The organism is Streptomyces sp. NPDC051963 (assembly GCF_044593495.1).
In the GTDB taxonomy this organism is placed as follows: Bacteria; Actinomycetota; Actinomycetes; order Streptomycetales; family Streptomycetaceae; genus Streptomyces.
Genome location: NZ_JBIUCC010000006.1, coordinates 767,418 through 787,156, shown reverse-complemented (window position 1 = coordinate 787,156; position 19,739 = coordinate 767,418). Strand labels below are relative to the sequence as shown.

Genomic DNA, 19,739 nt, shown 5'->3' with positions numbered 1-19,739 from the left:
GACGGCAGCCGACTGATAGCCACACCCAGCACCCCTGGGCGACCCAACCCTACGAATGGCTCGATCAACCCGATCAAGAAGGTAGAGCCGACTGAATCCGGTGAATGGGGTTAACCGGGACGGGCGGGGAACCGTACGTCCCTGACCCTGACGGAGGAGACATGGCACTGGTGGAAGCCGGCCTTGTGGTGCTCGACTGTGCCGAGCCCGAGAGGCTGGCTGAGTTCTACAAGGAGTTGCTGGAGGCGGAGCAGACGCACGAGACCGCCAACCGGGTGGAGATCATGGGCGCCGGCGGAACACGGATGGCGTTCCGCCGCGACGTGAACGCCACGCCGCCGAGCTGGCCGCGCCCCGAGAACTCCCTCCAGGCCCACGTCGACTTCGTCGTGACGGATCTCGACGAGGCCGAGCGCAAAGTCGTGGGACTCGGCGGTCGCCCGCTGGAGGCCAAGGGCGTCTCGGGCCCGCACGAGGAGCGCGGCTACGCCGACCCGGCCGGCCACTCCTTCACCCTGCGCTGCGTCCCGCCGACGGCACCGAAGCAGGGCTAGTCGCCCCGCCGGAAGGCCGGTGCGTCACTCGGGCCCTTCGGCCTTCTTGCTCTTGTCCACGGCGGGCCATACACCGGTGGAGCGTTCGACGGCCTTCGCGCCCGTGCGGTTCACGGCGCTGCGCACCACGGAGAAGATGGCGCCCTGGATGGCGGCGGCCAGCAGGATCTCGCCCCAGCCGCGCTCCCGGTCCAGCGGGTCGGGGGCGTCGTCCTCGTGCCGGATCGCCTTCCACGTCGTCCTGAAGGCGACGCCCGCCAGCGCCCCGCCCGCCCAGCCGATCACGAACCCGAGGGGTTTGTAGGCGAGGGGGAGTTTGAGCTTCTGCTGCTTCTTGCCCACGACTGCCTCCTGTGTGGTCAGGGCCGCCCTCGCGCCGGAACCTCCTCGGCCGCGGGCACCGGCCCGGGCGGCGTACCCTCACCGAACGGCCGGCCGCCCAGCCGCTCCCGGTGATGCGGGGTCCGCCAGCCGGACAGGTCCGGTCCGAGGGGCACGATGCCGGTCGGATTGATGCCGGTGTGCACCTGGTAGTAGTGCCGCTTGATGTGGTCGAAGTCGACGGTGTCACCGAAACCGGGTGTCTGGTAGAGGTCGCGGGCGTATGCCCACAGCACCGGATTCTCCGACAGCTTCCAGAGGTTGCACTTGAAGTGGCCGTGATAGACGGCGTCGAAACGCACCAGCGTGGTGAACAGCCGGATGTCCGCCTCGGTGATCGTGTCGCCGACCAGATAGCGCTGCCCCGTCAGTCGCCGCGACAGCAGGTCCAGCCGCCGGAACAGGCCCGCGCAGGCCACCTCGTAGGCCTCCTGCTCCGCGGCGAACCCGGCCCGGTACACGCCGTTGTTGACGTCCTCGTAGACCTCCGCCAGGACCGTGTCGATCTCGTCCCGCAACACACGCGGGTACAGATCGGGCGCCCCGTCCCGGTGCAGGGCCGTCCACTGCGTGGCGAGGTCCAGGGTGATCTGCTGGTAGTCGTTGGTCACCAGCTTCCCGCTCGGTACGTCCACGATCGCGGGCACGCTCACACCGCCGGGGTAGCCGGTCTCGCGCCGGTCGTACGCCTCGCTGAGGAATCGGATGCCGAGGACCGGATCACGGCCGTCGGGGTCGAGGGTGAAGCGCCAGCTGCGGTCGTCCTGGATCGGGTCCGTGACGGCCGACGGCAGGGCGTCCTCCAGGCCCAGCAGCCGCCGGGAGATCAGCGCCCGGCTCGCCCACGGACAGGCGCGGCTCACCACCAGCCGGTAGCGGCCCGGCTCCACCGGCCAGCCGTCCCGGGCGTCCGCGGTGATCCGGTCCGCGAAATGGGCCTTGGACCGCTTGAAGGGCTTCCTGCCGTAGGCGCTGTTGCCGTCGTCCCCGCTGCTCATGAGCCGCTCCTCAACTCCGACTACCCCTCCGGTTTCCCCGATTTCCGCAGACGAGACGGTGTGAGCCGGGGTGAGAAGGGCAGTCGGCGAAGGTGAGCGGGATACGGTCGGCGGCTTCCTCGCGGGTCGCCCGCCTTGCTGTCGGAGGCGGCGCACTCCGTGGCCGACAGCCTGAACGAGGTGTTCCTGCTCGGCTGCTTCTCCTTCTTCGAGGGCTTCGAGGTCCTCAGGAACGGCGCTGAGGAGAAGTTCAGCGGATATGTGGCCGGACTGATCGTGCTGGGCGTCGCGTTCGTCGCCGAGGGCGCCTCACTGGCACGGGCGCTGTACCAGGCGCACCGGCAGGGCGGCCGGGATCGGCTGCGCGATCCGGCCCTGCGCACGGTGATCGCCGAGGACGGCACCGCAGTCCTGGGCGTGACCCTGGCCGCGGCCGGCATGGCGCTGCACATGGCGACCGGGCAGGTGGTGTGGGAGGCGTCCGCGTCGTTCGCGATCGGTGCGCTGCTGGTGTACGTCGCCTACCGGCTGGGCCGCGACGCGCGCGACCAGCTGATCGGGGAGGCCGCCGACCCCGAGGCCGCCGCGCGGATCCGCGCCGTGCTGGAGGCGCAGCCCGAGATCGACAGCGTGGAGGCGCTGTAGACGATGAAGGTCGGGCTCGACATGCCCCTGGTCGCCGACCGCATCAAGCGCACCGTCGACCGTACCGTCCCCGAGGCGGGTGAGATCTTCTTCGACGTGACCGACCGGCCCGCCCGTGAGGCACGGGAAAGCCCCGCCGCGACGGGGGAGCGCGGCGGGGCCTGACGCACGGATGCCCTACGGGCGCTGGTTCATGCGTCCTGCGGGACAAGATTCTTTACGCGGTCACGTGCCGGAGGTCGGCTCCAGCACGAACACCGGGATCTCCCGGTCCGTCTTCTTCTGGTAGTCGGCGTACGGCGGATAGGCCGCCACGGCACGCTCCCACCACTCGGCCTTCTCGGCGCCGGTCACCTCGCGGGCCGTCATGTCCTGCTTGACCGGGCCGTCCTGGAGCTCCACATGGGGGTCGGACTGGACGTTGAAGTACCAGACGGGGTGCTTGGGAGCGCCACCGAGCGAGGCGACCACGGCGTAACGTCCCTCGTGCTCGACCCGCATCAGCGGCGTCTTGCGCAGCTTGCCGCTCTTCGCGCCAAGGGTCGACAGCAGAATGACGGGCAACCCCGTGTCCATCAGGGTCGTTCCCTTGGTGCCGCCGGAGCTCTCGTACAGCTCCACCTGCTCACGCACCCACTGAGTCGGGCTGGGTTCGTACTCGCCCTCAAGAGGCATGGCATCCGTCCCTTTCTCGGCTACTGACAGTCACCCCACTTCAACACCGTCGCGCGCGGGATTCATCCACACCACGCGCCGGTTTCTCTTTCGGCGCACGCCGACCACCGGCCCGCGCCACCCGCGCCGACGAGATCCGGCGGAAGAGCCGTCCGTCACGACGGCGACACCACCATCCCCACGGCCAACGCCATGATCACGCAGCTCGACACCAACGCCGTCACGAGCCGCCCCCGCCGGCCCGTCAGCGCGCGGCCGAGCAGCGCGCCGCTTCCGGCGAGCGCCAGTTGCCAGCTGGCGGACGCGATGAAGGCGGCCAGGACGAACACCGCTTGTTCCAGGGGTTGGACGGTGTCCGAGGTCCGGGTGCCGAGTACGAGGGCCGCGAAGTAGATGACGGTGGTGGGGTTGAGGAGGGTGATGCCGAGCAGCCCCAGATAGGCCCGCGTGGGGCTCGGGGGCGGCGGCGCGGAGCGGGTGGTGTGGTGTTGGGCGCGGTACTGGCGTACGGCCGTGGCCGCACCCCAGAGCGCCAGCGCGACCAGCACCACGACGGAGGCCCAGCGCAGCGGCGCGAGGGCCGGCAGCAGGGCGGCGGCGAGCGCGGCGCCCCCGAGCGTCGCCACCAGGGCGTAGAGCCCGTCCGCGGTCGCGACGCCGAGCGCGGCGCAGGCGCCGGTCCGCAGGGACGTGCGGGCGGTGAGGGAGACGAGGTAGGTCCCGACGGCGCCGACCGGCACGGCGATGCCGTAGCCCGCGATCAGCCCCGAGACGAGCGCGCCGGTCATGACGCGACGAGCGTGGGCCTCCAGAGGTGGCCGGGCTGCTGCTGGCACCGCACCGAAGGAACGGCGACGGTCAGCGGCAGGAAGGCGAGAATCGTAGGCATGGCCGGATTCTGTGGTTCGTAGCCCGCCACCGGCAACCGAATTTCCCCGCCTTGGGAGGGGGTGGAAGGACGTCGTGATCGATGGAGCCGGGGCACGTAAGCGGATTGTCGTCGGCAGAGGCCGGTGTTGTGGGGGATGTGGTTCCGGAAGCGGCCGGGCGACCGGTGTCGGCGTCCCTGGCGACACCGCTTCCGGGCGACGATCCCCGGCCACTTTCCCCGGCGAGGCCAACTGGCTGAACTTGTCGTGGTCTTGCTAGATGCCCCGGGCATCTAATGGCGAACGGAACGACGCACAACTTCGTCTGCGAGGTCTCCATGACGGAAACGGAACCCGTCGCCTTCCCCCAGGACCGGACCTGCCCGTACCAGCCGCCGACCGCCTACGACCCGCTGCGCGCCGCGCGCCCGCTGACCCGTGTCGAGCTCTACGACGGCCGCCCGGCCTGGCTGGTCACCGGGCACGCCCTCGCCCGCAACCTGCTCGCCGACCCACGCCTGTCGACCGACCGCACCCATCCGGACTTCCCGGCCCCCACCGCCCGTTTCGCGGCGGTGCGCAACCGCAGGACCGCGCTGCTGGGCGTCGACGACCCCGAGCACCGCACCCAGCGGCGGATGATGATCCCCAGCTTCACTCTCAAACGCGCCACCGAACTCCGCCCGCGGATCCAGCAGATCGTGGACGAACGGCTCGACGCGATGATCGCGCAGGGACCGCCCGCCGAGCTGGTCACCGCCTTCGCGCTGCCCGTGCCCTCGATGGTGATCTGCGCACTGCTCGGCGTCCCCTACGCCGACCACCACTTCTTCGAGGGACAGTCACGAAGGCTGCTGCGCGGCCCGACGGCCGCCGACACCCAGGACGCACGCGACCAACTCGAGGCGTACTTCGACGAGTTGATCGACAGCAAGGAGAAGGAGCCCGGCGACGGCATCCTCGACGAACTCGTCCATCTGAGCGAGGGGGCGCCGTCCCGCCAGGAGCTGATCTCCCTGGCGGTCATCCTGCTGGTCGCGGGGCACGAGACGACCGCCAACATGATCTCGCTGGGCACGTACACCCTCCTCCAGCACCCCGAACGCCTGACGGAGTTGCGCACGGATCCGGCGCTGCTCCCCACCGCGGTCGAGGAGCTGCTGCGTCTGCTGTCGATCGCCGACGGGCTGCTGCGCCGCGCCACCGTGGACATCGAGGTGGACGGCACGACGATCCGCGAGGGCGACGGTGTCCTCTTCTCGACGTCGGTCATCAACCGCGACGAGGCCGTCTACGCCGAACCCGATGCCCTGGACTGGCACCGCTCGGCCCGCCACCACGTGGCGTTCGGCTTCGGCATCCATCAGTGCCTCGGTCAGAACCTGGCCCGCGCCGAGCTGGAGATCGCCCTGCACGCCCTGTTCGACCGTCTGCCCGGGCTCCGCCTCGACGCGCCGGCGGACGAGATCCCCTTCAAACCCGGCGACACGGTCCAGGGGATGCTGGAACTCCCCGTGACCTGGTAAGAGGCTCCCCTCATGCATATCGACATCGACACGGACGTCTGCATCGGCGCGGGCCAGTGCGCCCTGGCCGCCCCGGGCGTCTTCACCCAGGACGACGACGGATTCAGCACCCTGCTGCCGGGCCGGGAGGACGGCGGCGGCGACCCCATGGCGCGCGAGGCGGCCCGGGCCTGCCCGGTCGGCGCCATCACCGTCTCCGATACGGCGAGTTGAACCCGGCCCGCCTTCAAGGGCGGGACGCGAGCAGCAGCCGTACCGCCTCCCGTGCCTGAGCCGCGGGCGCCGTGCTCCCGGTGATTCCCGCCGTGACCATGGCGCCCTCGGCCAGCAGATACACGCCCGGAGCGAGCGCGGGGTCCAGCCCCGCCTCGTCCACCAGCACCCCGACGTAGTCCCGGAACGCCTGCTTGTGCGCCCGGACCCGTTCGGCCACACGAGTGGATGTCGCGCCCAGTTCGCCGTACGAGTTGATCCACGCGCAGCCGCGGAAGCCGGCCTCGCCGAACCACAGCTCCAGCCAGTCGAAGACGGCCGGGATCCGCTGCCCGGGATCCTCGTGTCCCGCCACGAACTCGGCCAGCCGCCCGCGCCAGCGCAAGTCCCGGCGCTCCAGATACGCCTCGACCAGCTGCTCCTTCGCCGGGAAGAGCTGGTAGAGCCGCTTGAGCGAGACCCCCGAGGCGCCGCGGATGTCGTCCATGCCGACGGACTGGATGCCCCGTCCGTAGAACAGCTCCTCGGCGGCGTCCAGCGCCTGCTCCCGGGCGACTGCGCTGTCCATGAACCGACCACTCCTTGACGCGAGAACGAGCGTTCTCCTACGGTAGCAGCCGACCCGGAGAACGCACGTTCTCCGCCTGATCGAGGAGGAGCCGTGACCGAACGCCCGCCCCTGCCGCCGTTCACCCGGGAGACCGCCGCGCAGAAGGTCCAGGCCGCCGAGGACGCATGGAACACCCGTGACCCGCACCGGGTCTCGCTCGCCTACTCGGAGGACTCGGTCTGGCGCAACCGCGACACCTTCGTCACCGGCCGGGAGGAGATCGTCGAGTTCCTCACCGCCAAGTGGGAGCGCGAGCGGGACTACGCGCTCCGCAAGGACCTGTGGGCCTTCGACGGCGACCGCATCGCGGTCCGTTTCCAGTACGAGTGCCGGGACGTCGACGGCCAGTGGTGGCGCTCGTACGGCAACGAGCTCTGGGAGTTCGACGCGCAGGGGCTGATGACCCGGCGGGAGGCCAGCATCAACGACCTACGGATCGAGGAGCGGCAGCGGCGCGTCTTCGGCGCCCGGCCCGAAGCCGAACGCGGGCGGTCCTTCCCGCTTGAGTAGGGTTCCCGCGTGACCCAACCGGACGGGAAGCCCTTCCTCTACGTCGTCGTCTGCGCGGCCGGGATCGCCGCGGACGTCAGCAAGCTGATCACCGCCGCGCAGGAACGGAACTGGGAGGTCGGCGTCATCGCGACACCCGTCGCGCTGGGCGGCTTCTTCGACACCGCGGCGGTCGAGGCGCAGACCGGCCGCCCCATCCGCTCCGCCTGGCGCACCCCCGGCGATCCGCGCCCGTTCCCGCCGCCCGACGCCGTCGTGGTCGCGCCCGCCACCTTCAACACCGTCAACAAGTGGGCGGCGGGCCTCGCCGACACCCTCGCCGTGGCCACCTTGTGCGAGGCGTACGGCCTGGGTGTCCCCGTCGCCGTACTGCCGTGTGTCGCCGACGCGTTGGCCGCCCACCCCGCCTACAACGACAGCCTCACCCGGCTGCGCGGCATGGGCGTCCGCTTCGGCGAGCCGTACTCGGGGGAGCCGGACGAACACGGCAGGCGGCCGGAGTTCGGCTGGGAGCGGGCACTGGACCTCCTGGACCCCTGAGCTACCCGCAGCCGACCGTCGGCCCCACGAGCATGCCGCCGGTGTACACGGCCTGGCCCTGCGGCATCCAGTAGCCCACCTTGGAGACGACGGTGGAGCAGGTGTCCTTGACCGCGACGCGCACCACGACCGTGGCGGGATTCCCCGGCTGGAGGTCGGTGAGCGCGCAGTCGAGGGCGTACATCTGCCGCGTCTTCGACGGGTGGCGGCCGGTCAGCGGATTGACGCAGCGGGCGTCGGCGGTGGTCAGCTCTACCCCTGAGGCCTCCTCACCGATGAGCCCGAAGCGTGCGCTGCCGTCGCCGCGGTCGCTGTCGCGCGAGACGGTGTACGTCACCGTGGTCACGGAGCCGGACCGCAGCGTGTTCCGGTCGACCCGGACGCTGTGCGTCGGCTCCGGCTTCGCGGCGGTCAGGGTCAGCGTGGCCCGGACGGTGCCGTGCAGGTCCACGTCCGCCGGCGCGGACCGTACGCGGACTTCGGCCTCGATGTCGTAGGTCCCCGGGCCGGGGTAGGCCTGCGAGCCGGGAAGCGGCCCGGACGCCACCGTCGTCCCGTCGCGGCGGGCCGTCCAGGTGCCCGAGGTGAGACACGCGGACCGACGGCAGGTCGCGGGTGCCGAGACGGCCATCGTCGGGGTGCCGCTGCCCGCGCACAGGCTGACCGAGGCCCGCTGGCCGCCCGGGCCCCGGAGGGTTCCCGCGGGCGCACACAGCGTGGCCGGGGCGTCGGCCGCCGGTGCCTGTTCCGGGTGCGGCCGTGCCCAGGCCGGCGAGACGAGGCCGAGGGCCAGCACCGCCAGCCCGAGCAGTGTCCTCAGCGTTGTCAGCGTTCTGAGACGTGTCCGCACCCTGTGCCTCCCGCACGGCCACGACCGGCCGGACGCCGGTCGTCTGCGCCGAGAATGCGGGACCGGGCCGACCGCCCGGCCGCTCCCACGCCGGTCGGTCACCTACAGGCAGCAACGGGGGTTCAGCGGGTCCGGCGCACGTACCCCTTGCTGCCCGGCGTCGTCACCATCACGTCCCTGCGCACGATGCTCAGCCGGTCGCCGAAGCCCGAAAGGGCCTTCCGCAGGCCGCTGTCGGTGTACTCGACGTCGACCACCCGATCGTCGAAGACCTCGGCGTACACTCCGCACTCGTCGTACTGCCCGCACTCCTCGGCGACCGCGAAGTCGAGCCCGGCCTTCTTCCGCTGTCCGGCCAGCTCCACGGTGTTCTTCTGGCCGATGGCGAGATGACGGGCGTGGGCGTGCCGGGAGAGCAGGGCGATGAAGGCGGTGGCGTCGTCCGCGGTGAGCAGGCCGTCCGAGCGGGTGTAGCTGTCGTAGTTGTCCGGCTCGACGGCGTCGAAGCCCTTGTCGGCACAGCCGTCGATCCACTCGTCGACCCGCTCGGCGATCCGTTCGCGCTTGGCCGCCGTACCGATGTCCAGCAGCGCCTCGTCCCAGTCCTCGTCGATGACGGCCTCGCCGTCCGCGTCGCGCAGCAACAGGTCGGCGGGCCACTCCTGTTCGGCGTCCGGCTGAGCCTGGAAGGCGTTGACGTAGCAGATGTTGTACAGGCCGGGGGCCGGGGACGCCGAACGGTCGCGGGCGACGATGCGGACGCCGGACGGCGGTTTGTAGGCGCCGCCGATCTGGTAGTCGAAGCCGGCGTTGCGCGGAGGGAGCCGCATCTCGGCGGACGTCGCGTCGCCGGAAGACCCGCAGGCAGTCATGGCGAGGAGGAGACCCGCGACCGCTCCGAGGGCTCCGACCCGGGTGACTGCTCTGACGTTCTGCGGCACGTCGATGATCAAATCTCCTGCGCGCGGGCGCAGTCAAGCGTGGGTCAGGCCGTCCGGAGGGGAACGGTGAAGGCATGGGCCGGCGGGACGACGACGTACCCTCCGCTCTGGTAGCCACCCCCGAAGGCAGGAGCACCAGCGATGCAGTACGTGAAGCTCGGTTCGACGGGTCTGGACGTCTCGCGGATCTGTCTGGGCTGCATGACCTACGGTCTGCCGGACCGCGGCGTGCACGAGTGGACCCTCGACGAGGAGGCGTCACGCCCGCTGATACGGCAGGCGCTGGACGCCGGGATCAACTTCTTCGACACCGCGAACGTCTACTCCGACGGCACGAGCGAGGAGATCGTCGGCAAGGCGTTGAAGGACTTCGCGGTACGTGACGAGATTGTGCTGGCGACGAAGGTGAACGGCCGGATGCATGCCGGCCCCAACGGCCGCGGACTCTCCCGCAAGGCGATCATGGCGGAGATCGACCACAGCCTCAGCCGCCTCGGCACCGACTACGTCGACCTCTACCAGATCCACCGCTTCGATCCGGACACGCCGGTCGAGGAGACGATGGAGGCGCTGCACGACCTGGTGAAAGCGGGCAAGGTCCGCTATCTCGGGGCGAGTTCGATGTACGCCTGGCAGTTCTCGAAGATGCAGTACACGGCTGAGCGGCACGGCTGGACGAAGTTCGTCGCCATGCAGAACCACTACAACCTCCTCTACCGCGAGGAGGAGCGCGAGGTGCTGCCCCTCTGCGCCGACCAGGGCGTCGGCGTCCTGCCCTGGAGCCCGCTGGCCCGCGGCCGCCTCACCCGGGACTGGGGCACCGTCACCGAGCGCAGCGCCGGCGACAACTTCGGCCGCCGCCTCTATCCGGACAGCGACCGCACGATCGTCGAGGCCGTGACGCGCATCGCCGACGACCGGGGTGTCCCACGCGCCCAGGTCGCGCTCGCCTGGCTGCTCCACCAGGACACGGTGGCGGCACCGATCGTGGGCGCCGCCAGGCCCGGGCACATCGAGGACGCGGTGGCGGCGGTCGAACTCGAGCTCAGCGACAAGGAGATCGAAGAGCTGGAGCAGCCCTACGCTCCGCATCCGATCGTCGGCCACTGACCTCAATGGGGCCCGTGCGGTGCGAACTCCGTGCCGCACGGACCCCCGCCCTCGCTCTCCGCGAGCGGCACCCGCTCGCCGCTCATCGCCAGCGTGCGGTAGTAGTGCCCGATGCGTTCGGCCGAGCGGCCGACATAGTGGCCGATGAAGGAGCGGCGGAACCGGTCGGGGGTGCGGTTGGGCTGTGAGCCGTGCACCAGGCTGCCGTTGAAGAACAGGACGTCCCCGGGCTCCAGGTCGACCGGTACGGCCGCCAAGCCGGCCGGGGGCGGCACGTACTCCCGGGCGAAGGACAGCTCGGAGTCCGCCTCCTCGGGACAGAAGAGGTCCATCCGGTGCGTGCCCGGCACGACCTCCAGGCCGCCGTTGTCGCGGTCGATCACCTCGCAGGCCACCCACGCGGCAACGCAGGTGCCCGGCTCGACCCGCAGATAGAAGTTGTCCTGGTGCAGCGCCTGGCCCCGGGCCCCCGGCGGCTTGAAATAGAACATGCTCTGCGCGGCCAGTACCTCCTCGCCCAGCAGGATTTCGAGCACCTCACGCAGCCGCCGATCCAGCAGCATGCGCAGCGCGAGCTCGTTGATCTCGTGCGGCTGCATCACCCTCGGATGGGTGAGCAGGGGGTCGGCGGACGCGCACGGCTCGAAGTGCCCCGGCACCGGCCCGGCCGCGTGCAGCGCCGCGAACTCATCACACAGCCGGTCGATCTCGTCGTACCCGAACAGTCCGCGCACGACCGTGAAGCCGTCCTCCTGGAAGCGTGTCAGGCCGGCCTCGGTCAGGATGGGAGCGCCGGTGGCGCCGATGTCCGTGGCTGTCATGCGTCCACTCCTCGGTCGGGTGTCCTCGGTACATCACGCTAGGCCGCCGTGCGCATCAGGAGGATGCCCATGAGTGCTGACGGATTGCCCGAGGCTGCTGTCCCCGGCGACCCGGCGCCGCCGCCCGGCCTGGTGGTGGTCGGCCGCTTCGAGCAGGGCGAGGGCTACGCCGTCCACCGCCCGCGCGGCGCGGACAGCTGGCTGTTCACCTGGACGACCGGGGGGCGGGGATGGCTGCGTCAGGGGAGCGCCCGGGTGCAGGCGGCAGCCGGGGACCTCGTCGTGCTCGCGCCGGGCGTCCGGCACGGCTACGGGGTCGAACCGGGCGCCGGGCGCTGGGAGTTCTGGTGGGTGCACTGCCAGGCCCGTCCGTCCTGGCCGTCCTGGCTGAGCCCGTACGACACCGGGGACGGGATGTACGTCGTCACCCCCACGCCGGCCGGGGTGCACGGCCGGGTCGAGGCCGCGTTCCGGCGGATGCTCGCCGACGGTCGCTGGACGGGCACCGGGACACCGCCGGCGACCGGGCCCGGCGACGACCGGGTGGCCGTCGCCCACGGCACCGCCGCCCGGGAGCTCGCGCTGTGCTCGCTGGAGGAGATCGTCCTGCTCACGGCGGCCACCGCGCGGACGCCGTCGTCCCGGCCCGGTGTGGATCCCCGGGTGCGTCGGGCTCAGGCGTTGATCGCCGCCGACCCGGGCGCCCCGCACACCGTTCGCTCGCTGGCCGAGCAGGTGGCGCTGTCGCCGTCCCGGTTCGCGCACCTGTTCACTCGGACGTTCGGGCAGTCGCCGATGAGGGCATTGCGCGAGGCTCGGCTGCTGCATGCCGCCCGGCTGCTGGAGAGCACCGATCTGACGGTGGAGCGGGTGGCTGCGGCCTCGGGCTTTGCCAGCCCCTTCCATTTCAATCGGGTGTTCCGGGAGCGGTACGGGGTGCCGCCCGGGGCGTACCGAATGGCGCCCGCTATTTCTATGTCGATACAGCGCCAATCGGTTATGGATCCCCATAAGCTCCCCGATTGACATTCGGTCAAGTCTCCCCCATGGGCGGGCAATCCACAAAACCGCGAGATCCCTTGTTCCGCCTCGCTGAGCTGTGCAAAGGTGTGCCTTGTCGGCGTACAGACAGAAATGATCATGCACATACCCCTTGGTATGTACTTTATGTCGCATGCCTTGAGAGGAATGCAGCCGTGAAAGACGCAGGCCTGCCGAATTCCCCCACGCCCGCGCCGCACTTCGGGGCGACGGACGAACACCTGAGCACCGAGCTGAGGAAATGGACGGGAACGGCACCCGCGCTGCACCCCGTCGGTGAACTCCTCGACCGGCACTGGGAAGCGGCCTTCGCCTATGCGCGACTGTGCACCGACGGCCCGCGTCCCGCCGGCATGCTCACCACGGCGGCCTTCACGAGGCTCTTCGGGGAATCCCTGCGGCAGACCGGGCCGACCGCCGCCTGGCGGCCCCATCTGCTCGTCACGGTGCGCCGGATCGCCGCCGAGTGGGACAGCGACCACAGACGCGAACTGCTCCACCCCGAGCTGAGAGCCGAGGGCGAGAGCGGGGACCGCGCAGCTGCCCGGCTGCTCCCGGCCCCGGACCGGCGCCTGCTGTCCGGGGCCTTCCAGCGGCTGCCCCAGTCGGCCCGCTGCGTGCTCTGGCACATCGAGGTGGAGGCCGAACCGCTGCGCGTACCGGCCGCGTTGCTCGGCCTGGACGAACCGGACGCGCGCGTCGAACTGCGGCGCGCGCGGGAGCGGCTTCGCGAGGAGTGCCTCCACGTCCACCGCGAACTCGCCCCCGAGCAGGAGTGCCTGCAATTCCAGCGGATGCTCGACGTCACCTACCGGCGCGGTGGAGTCGACGTCGACCCGGACCTGCGCGCGCACTTGGAAGGCTGCAAGCACTGCCGCCACACAGCCGACCAGCTCGGCCATTTCAACGGCGCGCTCGGCCTGGCACTCGCCGAAGCAGTCCTCGGCTGGGGCGCGCGGGCCTACATGGAGGCCAGGGCCGGGGTGCCCGAAGCGGTTGACATGGTGTCTCCGGAGGCGGTGTCCCCCGAGGCGGTGTCACCTGGCGTGATGTCCTCCGGGGTGGTGTCCTCCGGGGTGGCGTCCCCCGGGGTGTTCTCCTTCCCGCAACCGCCTGTCGCGGGCGAGGAGTGGGCTCCTGCGGTGCCCGCCGCGCGCCCGCCCTCTCCGCGCTCGGCCCACAAGGCCGCCCGCCGCGCCGCGCGCCGCCGCAACGTCACCACGGCCGTCGCGATCGTGAGCGGCCTGATCGTCCTTCCCCTGGTCCTGTGGTCCGCGTTCGGCTCGGGGGACGACACCACGCCGGCCGACGGCGACCGCCCCTCCGAGGCGCCCGCCACCGGCGCGGGCACATCGGCCGGCAACCCCTCCTGGGTCGGGGCGGGCGAGGACACGGACGGCGCTTTGCGCGGACGGCTGCACAACGTCGACTCCGGCCTGTGCATCGCCGTCAAGGGCAAGAAGGCCGTCGACGGCGCGGAGGCCGAGGCCACCACGTGCTCCTCCGTGGCCGCCCAGCAGTGGTCGTACGAGCCCGACGGACTCCTGCGCAACGTCGCCGACCCCGACCTCTGCCTCGACTCCCACCTCGGCTACTCCATCAAGCTCGCCCCCTGCACCGGGACGTCCCGGCCGGACACGAAGAACGTCCGCTACGACTTCACCCTCCAGGGCAGCCTGATACCCCGCTGGGCCCAGGACCTCGCCCTCACCTCCGCCGCCGACGACGGGACCGGGGCGCTGGTACTCAAGAACCGCGACGACAGCGCGGCCCAGCGCTGGGTGATCGACACGGCCGAGGCCGACCTCCAGATGGAGGTCGTCAACTGGGCCGCCGGAACCGCCTCGAAGTCCCCCACCCCGGCGACACCTTCGAAGACGCCCACGCGGACCGCCACGCCCAAGCCGACCCCGACCGCCACACCGTCGACCGCACAGCCCACGCCGACCGCGTATCCGACCTGCTACTACGACTACTACTGCTCGTGGAACGGCCAGTACGGCTGGGACGGATACGGAGACGGGCACGGGGACGGCGATGGGTACGGCGACGGCGACGGCCACCGGCATGACGGTGGGCATCGCTGACCGCGGAGCGTCAGTCGCCGGTGCCGGGACTGAACGCCGTCAGACGCACCGAGGACGCGTTGCCGCCCACGGGCACCTCACCGGACGTCCACGCGACCTTGAGCGAGTCGCGCTCGTCCGGCGGGGTCACGAGCAGGTCGGCCGGCGTGGCCGTCCGGGCCCCGCTGATCTCGGGGTTGGAGTACGTCAGACCGGCCCACGCGCTGCTGCCCGGCTTCAGAGTGACCGTGGTGGGTGAGTCGGACGAGCGCACCGGGTCCGGTCCCAGCTGCTTGCCGGACGCGTCGATGAAGGCGGCGCCCGGGTAGCCGCGCACGGTGCAGGTCCGGGACGAGGTGTTGGTCAGCACGATCGGGTAGTTCTCCTGTCCGGCCCCCGGGTTGTTGCGGCCGACGGACGCGCTCAGCTCGGAGGTGTGGCAGCGGGTGCCGGTGGCGGGTTCCTCGGTGCCCTTCGTGGGGGACGACGAAGGCGTCGTGCTCCCCGGAGCCTCGGTGGTGGCACTCGGCCGCGTGGTCGAGGGGGCGCCCGAGGCGGGGGTGCTGGTGCCGGTCGCGGGACCTGCCGTGCCGGGCAGGGTCTGCGGAGTGCTCGCGGTGTTGCTGCTGTCGCTGCCGTTGCCGCAGCCGGTCAGCAGCCCCAGCACCGCGACGGCACTGACCAGCAGGGTCGCCGGGCGTACGGACCGGTAGGTGTTCGCCATGGTTCTCAACGCTCCTGAGGTGTCCCGCACCCGTCGTGACGTGTGCGTACGGCGCCTTGTGCCCCGTCACTCCTGTCCGATGCGCGAGGAGCGGAAAAAGTTCGCGCCCTTCACCCGTTCCCCCGCACCGAGTCCAGGATGCGCCCTGACCGGGAGGGATCGCCGTTCTGGCGGATCTGTACATAGACCTGAGGCTGCGCGTCGCCGTCGGCCGGGGTGAGACCGGCCTCCGTGATCGAACCCTTGCCGTCCGCACAGTCGGTCCAGGTGCGGACCCGGCCGTGCCACTGCGCGCCGGTGTACGCGCGGCCGCCGTCGTAGTGGCAGCCGGTGTGGGCGAGCGCGTTCACCCGCCCGGTGACATCGCCCTGCTCGCTCAGGCCGACGAACACGCCGTTCACGTCCGAGGCCAGGTCCTGCCACTTCGCCAGGTCGTCGGCGACGGCGAACCCCGGCTCGCGCCCCGAGCGCAGGCCGATCGACGCCGGATCCCACCCCGAGTCGCGGACCTGCCGAGCCCACTCGCCGGGCACCTCGGCCACCACCCGGCCGGTGGAGTCCACGACGCGGATGTCCGGCGCCGGCGTCTCACGGGTCACCAGCACCAGGGGCACGGTGACGGCAGCGGCGAGCAGCAGCGCGGAGGCGGCCAGAACCATGGCCCTACGGGGGCGCCGGGGGCGTGGGGCCAGGGATGCCAGCCGTTCGATCTCCTCGGCGAAGGCCCGGGCCGTGGGCCAGCGGCGCCCGCGGTCCGGTTCCAGCGCGCGCAACAGGGCCCGCTGCACGCCGAGGTCGAGGTCGGGGCGGAGCCGCACCGGCGGTACGACCTGCCCGGGCTCACCCGGGACCGTGCCGGTGACGAGGTGGTAGCCGACCGCGCCCAGGCTGTACACGTCGGCCCGCTCGTCGATACCCGCGCCGGGCCCTGCCTGCTCGGGCGGCCGGTATCCGGCCGAACCCGCGGCCAGGGTGAGACCGGACGCCTCCGCCAGGCTCTTGGCCAGCCCGAGGTCGGCGAGCAGCACCCGCCAGGCGCCGCCGGGGGAGGTGCGCAGCAGCACGTTGGACGGCTTGATGTCCCGGTGCACGATCCCCGCCTCGTGCAGCGCGGCAGCACCCCGGGCCGCCGACGCCGTCAGCCGCAGCGCCTCAGGCACGGGCAGCGGACCGTCGGTGAGGAGGTCGGCGAGGGTGCCGCCGTCGGCGTACTCCATCACGAAGTACGGTCTGCCATCCGGGAGCTCCCCGATGTCGTAGACCTGGACGACCCGGTCGGAGCCGGCCCGGCGCAGCATCCGCGCCTCGGACAGGAAGCGTTCGCGGACGTCCAGCCGGTGCGCCCAGTTGTCGGCGAGCACCTTCACAGCCACCGGGGCCTCGAGATCGTCGTCGTGGGCGAGCCAGACGGTGCCGAACGCCCCGGTGCCCAGACGGCGTTCGAGGCGGTAGCGCCCGATCCGCTCGACGGAGTGCATACGACTATCATGCCTGGCCTCAGATCCACATCGAAGATCCGTACCGAATACCGGGGGAGCCCACGTGCCCGACGCCGCGCCGACCGAGGACCTGGCCCGGCGAGCGGCCGCGGGCGACGCCGCCGCCCTCGACGAGCTGCTCCAGGCGATCCGGCCCGAAGTCGTCCGGCGCTGCGGGCGGTTCCTGCCCAACCGCGAGGACGCCGAGGAGGCCGCGCAGGACGTCCTCCTCCAGGTGGCCCGGAAGATCACCGGGTTCGAGGGCCGCAGCCGCTTCAGCACCTGGCTCTACACCGTCGTCGCCAACTGCGCCCGCCAGAAGTACCGCGAACTCAAGCGGCGGGCCGCCGAACAGCCCGCCCCGATCGACGCCGCGCAGTACGTCGACCCGCGGACGACCAGTGTGATCGCCGGTTCCCGCGTCGACCTGCTGGACGCGCTGGACCGGCTGGAGCGCGAACATCCGCATCTGGTGGCGCCGTTGGTGTACCGCGACATCTGCCAGCTGGACTACGCCGAGGCCGCCGAACGCGCCGGCATCCCGCTGGGCACCCTCAAGTCCCGACTGCACGAGGCACGCAAACAGGTCCGTCCCTGGCTGTCCGACACGCCCTGACCGCGCCCCGGCGCGTCACGCGTCGTCGAGCAGTCCGATCTCCGCCCAGATGGTCTTGCCGTCCGCGGTGTGCCGGCTGCCCCAGCGCTGGGTGAGCTGGGCGACCAGCAGGAGACCGCGGCCGCCCTCGTCCCAGGTCTTGGCGCGCCGCAGATGCGGAGCCGTGTGGTTGGTGTCGGACACCTCGCAGATCAGCGTGGTCGTGTCATGGATGAGTCGCAGCCGTATGGGGTGGGCGCCGTACCGGATGGCGTTGGTGACCAGCTCGCTCACCACCAGTTCCGCCGTGAAGGAGGCCTCGGGCAGCTCCCAGATGTCGAGCTGACCGAGGACCTGCTTGCGGATCGGGGCGACCAGCGCCGGGTCGGCCGGGATGTCCCAGGTCGCGACGCGGGAGGCGGGCAGCCCCTGGGTACGGGCGAGCAGCAGGGCCACGTCGTCGGAGGCGCCGCCCGTGGGGAGCAGGGTGTGCAGGACGCGGTCGCAGGTCTCGTCCAGGGAACCGGAAGGGGCGGCGAGGGCATCGCAGAGCAGTGCGTGGCCGACGTCGACGTCCCGCTCACGGGACTCGATCAGCCCGTCGGTGTAGAGCGAGAGCACCGTGCCCTCGGGCAGCTCGACCTCGGCCGACTCGAACGGCAGCCCGCCCAGGCCCAGCGGCGGTCCCGCGGGCAGGTCGACCTGCCGGGGCCGGCCGCCGGGCGGCAGCATGACGGGTGGCGGATGCCCGGCGCGGGCCAGTGTGCAACGCCGTGAGACCGGGTCGTACACGGCGTACAGACAGGTCGCTCCCACTTCGCCGGTGCTGCCTTCGCTGCCGGCCTCCGCGGACAGCCGTACGACCAGGTCGTCGAGGTGGGTGAGCAGCTCGTCCGGGGCCAGGTCGATGTCGGCGAGGGTGCGGACGGCGGTGCGCAGGCGCCCCATGGTGGCCGAGGCCTGGATGCCGTGACCGACGACGTCCCCCACGACCATCGCGACCCGCATCCCGGACAGCGGGATCACATCGAACCAGTCGCCGCCCACTCCGGCCCGGGCCGCGGGAAGGTAGCGCGAGGCGGCTTCCACGGCGGCCGTGCGCGGCAGTGACTGGGGGAGCAGGCTGCGCTGGAGGGCGAGGGCCGTGGCGCGCTCGCGGGAGTAGCGGCGGGCGTTGTCGATGCAGACGGCGGCGCGGGCCGTGATCTCCTCGGCCAGCAGTGCGTCGTCCGGTGTGAAGGGGCCCGGGCGGCGGAAGCGGGTGAGGACCGCGACGCCCAGGGTCGCGCCACGGGCCCGGATCGGCACGGACATCGTGGCGTGGATGCCCAAGTCGCCGACCTGCTCCATTCGGGCCTTGTCCCAGGTCAGCCATTTGGTGAGGCCGCCGGAGGGCACCGCGGCGACGATCGTGCGGCCGGCCAGCAACGAGTCCGCCTGGGGCGAGGCCGTCGGATACACGTCCACCTGGCCAGGCTTGAGGACGGCCTCGGGGCTGCCCGGATTCACCGACTGATGAGCCGCCCGACGGAGCGTGACCGGCGCGGTCACCGGCCGGGTGGAGGGCTCGCCCTCGGGCTCGGGCGGGTCCAGGAGGTCGATGCTGACGAAGTCGGCGAGCGCGGGCACGCAGACGTCCGCGAGCTCCTGTGCCGTGCGGGTGATGTCGAGGGTCGTGCCGATGCGGACGCTCGCCTCGTTGACCAGCTGGAGCCGCTCCCGTGCCTCGTACTGCTCGGTGAAGTCGTGCACCGCGATGCACACCCCGCGCGCCCGCCCCGCGGCATCGGTGATCGGCGCCATCCGGGCCAGCCAGGCGTTGATCCGGCCGTACACGCCCATCGGCACATAGGCACGTACGTCGTCCCCGCGGCCGGTCGTCAGCACCCGGTGCAGCTGCTGTTCGATCGTGTCGCCGTCCGCCCGGCCGCTGAGCTCGGGCACGCGCAGCCCCCGCACCCGCTCCTCGGGCAGTCCGAGCACCTCGGCCATGGCGGCGTTGATCCGGTACAGCCGTAGCCGCTCGTCGTAGATCGCGACGGCACAGGGGGACTGGGCGAGACCGGCCTGCTCCAGTGGATCGTCCGCCGGATGCGGCCGGTCGCCCTCCAGGGGTGTGACGACGAGCCAGTCGCGGGTACCGCCGTCCCGGGGTGGCCGGTGGTGGACGAGCAACCACACGGTCACCGTACGGCCGTCCCGGTGGCGCAAAGTGACCGTTCCGTTCCAGCGGGATCGCCGGACGGCGGGCGGCGGGCCCTCGATCAGTTCGGCGACGGGGCGTCCCACGACCTCGTCGGCCGTCCAGCCCAGCAGTCGCCGGGCTCCCTCGCCCCACTCGGTCACCGTGCCCTCGCCGTCTAGGACAGCCCGGGCCGTGGCGGCCTCGTCGAACGGATACACCGGGCTCATCGTCGTCGCTCCATCGCGCGTACGCACAGTGAACAGCTGAATCACTTCAGTTCCAGCCTAGTGCGTCGCAGCCGCGCGCGAACGGGCACCCGGTGCCGTCCGGCATTTCGAGTCAAGAGAGCGATTCGGCCGAAGTCTCCGGTGGAGGAGAAGCACCTCGCACGACCCTTGACGTCCGCG

20 protein-coding genes and 1 pseudogene are annotated in these 19,739 nt (G+C 71.6%); 10 read left to right on the top strand and 11 right to left on the bottom strand.

The features are described from left to right. The first annotated feature begins 161 nt into the window (after positions 1-161). Entirely contained in the window at positions 162-554 is a 393-nt protein-coding gene (locus ACIHFB_RS28030) for a VOC family protein (RefSeq protein WP_365282674.1), read from the top strand. 24 nt (positions 555-578) lie between these two features. Here the strand turns inward: ACIHFB_RS28030 and ACIHFB_RS28025 are convergent, their stop codons facing one another. Both ACIHFB_RS28025 and ACIHFB_RS28020 read right to left on the bottom strand, forming a co-directional pair. After that, positions 579-896, bottom strand: a complete 318-nt coding sequence (locus ACIHFB_RS28025) for a DUF4235 domain-containing protein (RefSeq protein WP_365282675.1) — start codon at positions 894-896, stop codon at positions 579-581. 17 nt (positions 897-913) lie between these two features. Continuing rightward, the gene (locus ACIHFB_RS28020) at positions 914-1,933 is read right to left on the bottom strand and encodes a glutathione S-transferase family protein (protein WP_400128262.1); all 1,020 of its coding nucleotides are present in this window, start codon (positions 1,931-1,933) and stop codon (positions 914-916) included. Between the two features lie 123 nt (positions 1,934-2,056). Between ACIHFB_RS28020 and ACIHFB_RS28015 the strand changes: the two are divergent. After that, positions 2,057-2,743, top strand: a pseudogene (locus tag ACIHFB_RS28015) (cation diffusion facilitator family transporter); the annotation flags it as partial. 60 nt (positions 2,744-2,803) lie between these two features. Here the strand turns inward: ACIHFB_RS28015 and ACIHFB_RS28010 are convergent. Together ACIHFB_RS28010 and ACIHFB_RS28005 are read right to left on the bottom strand one after the other, a co-directional pair. After that, positions 2,804-3,253, bottom strand: a complete 450-nt coding sequence (locus ACIHFB_RS28010) for a nitroreductase family deazaflavin-dependent oxidoreductase (RefSeq protein WP_400128260.1) — start codon at positions 3,251-3,253, stop codon at positions 2,804-2,806. Between the two features lie 155 nt (positions 3,254-3,408). Then, positions 3,409-4,041 (bottom strand): LysE/ArgO family amino acid transporter, encoded by a 633-nt coding sequence (locus ACIHFB_RS28005; RefSeq protein ID WP_400128259.1) that lies wholly within the window; start codon positions 4,039-4,041, stop codon positions 3,409-3,411. Positions 4,042-4,460: 419 nt separating this feature from the next. On the opposite strand from ACIHFB_RS28005, the gene ACIHFB_RS28000 reads away from it, so the two are divergent. Both ACIHFB_RS28000 and ACIHFB_RS27995 read left to right on the top strand, forming a co-directional pair. Continuing rightward, the gene (locus ACIHFB_RS28000; RefSeq protein WP_365282679.1) at positions 4,461-5,648 is read left to right on the top strand and encodes a cytochrome P450; all 1,188 of its coding nucleotides are present in this window, start codon (positions 4,461-4,463) and stop codon (positions 5,646-5,648) included. A gap of 12 nt (positions 5,649-5,660) precedes the next feature. Beyond that, positions 5,661-5,861, top strand: a complete 201-nt coding sequence (locus tag ACIHFB_RS27995; protein WP_365282680.1) for a ferredoxin — start codon at positions 5,661-5,663, stop codon at positions 5,859-5,861. A gap of 13 nt (positions 5,862-5,874) precedes the next feature. Here ACIHFB_RS27995 and ACIHFB_RS27990 read toward each other — a convergent pair whose 3' ends face one another. Next, complete coding sequence (locus ACIHFB_RS27990; protein WP_400128257.1) at positions 5,875-6,429, bottom strand: TetR/AcrR family transcriptional regulator; 555 nt, start codon at positions 6,427-6,429, stop codon at positions 5,875-5,877. A 93-nt stretch (positions 6,430-6,522) separates the two neighbouring features. Here ACIHFB_RS27990 and ACIHFB_RS27985 point away from each other — a divergent pair, with 93 nt between their 5' ends. Together ACIHFB_RS27985 and ACIHFB_RS27980 are read left to right on the top strand one after the other, a co-directional pair. Beyond that, positions 6,523-6,981, top strand: coding sequence for a nuclear transport factor 2 family protein (locus tag ACIHFB_RS27985; RefSeq protein WP_400128255.1), 459 nt, complete (start codon positions 6,523-6,525; stop codon positions 6,979-6,981). Between the two features lie 9 nt (positions 6,982-6,990). Further along, positions 6,991-7,521 carry a flavoprotein gene (locus ACIHFB_RS27980; RefSeq protein ID WP_400128254.1) on the top strand — a complete coding sequence of 177 codons (531 nt, stop codon included), beginning with the start codon at positions 6,991-6,993 and terminating at the stop codon, positions 7,519-7,521. A gap of 1 nt (position 7,522) precedes the next feature. Here ACIHFB_RS27980 and ACIHFB_RS27975 read toward each other — a convergent pair whose 3' ends face one another. Then, positions 7,523-8,371 carry a hypothetical protein gene (locus ACIHFB_RS27975; RefSeq protein ID WP_365282684.1) on the bottom strand — a complete coding sequence of 283 codons (849 nt, stop codon included), beginning with the start codon at positions 8,369-8,371 and terminating at the stop codon, positions 7,523-7,525. 122 nt (positions 8,372-8,493) lie between these two features. Further along, positions 8,494-9,243, bottom strand: coding sequence for an endo alpha-1,4 polygalactosaminidase (locus tag ACIHFB_RS27970; RefSeq protein ID WP_400128300.1), 750 nt, complete (start codon positions 9,241-9,243; stop codon positions 8,494-8,496). 210 nt (positions 9,244-9,453) lie between these two features. Here ACIHFB_RS27970 and ACIHFB_RS27965 point away from each other — a divergent pair, with 210 nt between their 5' ends. Beyond that, the gene (locus ACIHFB_RS27965) at positions 9,454-10,422 is read left to right on the top strand and encodes an aldo/keto reductase (RefSeq protein ID WP_365282685.1); all 969 of its coding nucleotides are present in this window, start codon (positions 9,454-9,456) and stop codon (positions 10,420-10,422) included. A 2-nt stretch (positions 10,423-10,424) separates the two neighbouring features. Here ACIHFB_RS27965 and ACIHFB_RS27960 read toward each other — a convergent pair whose 3' ends face one another. After that, complete coding sequence (locus ACIHFB_RS27960; protein ID WP_400128252.1) at positions 10,425-11,243, bottom strand: phytanoyl-CoA dioxygenase family protein; 819 nt, start codon at positions 11,241-11,243, stop codon at positions 10,425-10,427. Positions 11,244-11,312: 69 nt separating this feature from the next. Here ACIHFB_RS27960 and ACIHFB_RS27955 point away from each other — a divergent pair, with 69 nt between their 5' ends. Then, positions 11,313-12,269 carry a helix-turn-helix domain-containing protein gene (locus ACIHFB_RS27955; protein ID WP_400128251.1) on the top strand — a complete coding sequence of 319 codons (957 nt, stop codon included), beginning with the start codon at positions 11,313-11,315 and terminating at the stop codon, positions 12,267-12,269. Between the two features lie 170 nt (positions 12,270-12,439). Continuing rightward, complete coding sequence (locus ACIHFB_RS27950) at positions 12,440-14,371, top strand: RICIN domain-containing protein (protein WP_400128250.1); 1,932 nt, start codon at positions 12,440-12,442, stop codon at positions 14,369-14,371. A 10-nt stretch (positions 14,372-14,381) separates the two neighbouring features. On the opposite strand, the gene ACIHFB_RS27945 is transcribed toward ACIHFB_RS27950, so the two are convergent. Beyond that, positions 14,382-15,074 (bottom strand): DUF4232 domain-containing protein, encoded by a 693-nt coding sequence (locus ACIHFB_RS27945; protein ID WP_400128249.1) that lies wholly within the window; start codon positions 15,072-15,074, stop codon positions 14,382-14,384. Between the two features lie 110 nt (positions 15,075-15,184). After that, on the bottom strand, positions 15,185-16,552 hold the full coding sequence (locus tag ACIHFB_RS27940) for a serine/threonine-protein kinase (protein ID WP_365282690.1): 1,368 nt from the start codon (positions 16,550-16,552) through the stop codon (positions 15,185-15,187). Between the two features lie 64 nt (positions 16,553-16,616). Between ACIHFB_RS27940 and ACIHFB_RS27935 the strand changes: the two genes are divergently transcribed. Then, the gene (locus tag ACIHFB_RS27935) at positions 16,617-17,168 is read left to right on the top strand and encodes an RNA polymerase sigma factor (protein ID WP_365282691.1); all 552 of its coding nucleotides are present in this window, start codon (positions 16,617-16,619) and stop codon (positions 17,166-17,168) included. Positions 17,169-17,183: 15 nt separating this feature from the next. Here the strand turns inward: ACIHFB_RS27935 and ACIHFB_RS27930 are convergent, their stop codons facing one another. Next, the gene (locus tag ACIHFB_RS27930; protein WP_365282692.1) at positions 17,184-19,559 is read right to left on the bottom strand and encodes a SpoIIE family protein phosphatase; all 2,376 of its coding nucleotides are present in this window, start codon (positions 19,557-19,559) and stop codon (positions 17,184-17,186) included. Positions 19,560-19,739: the final 180 nt, after the last annotated feature.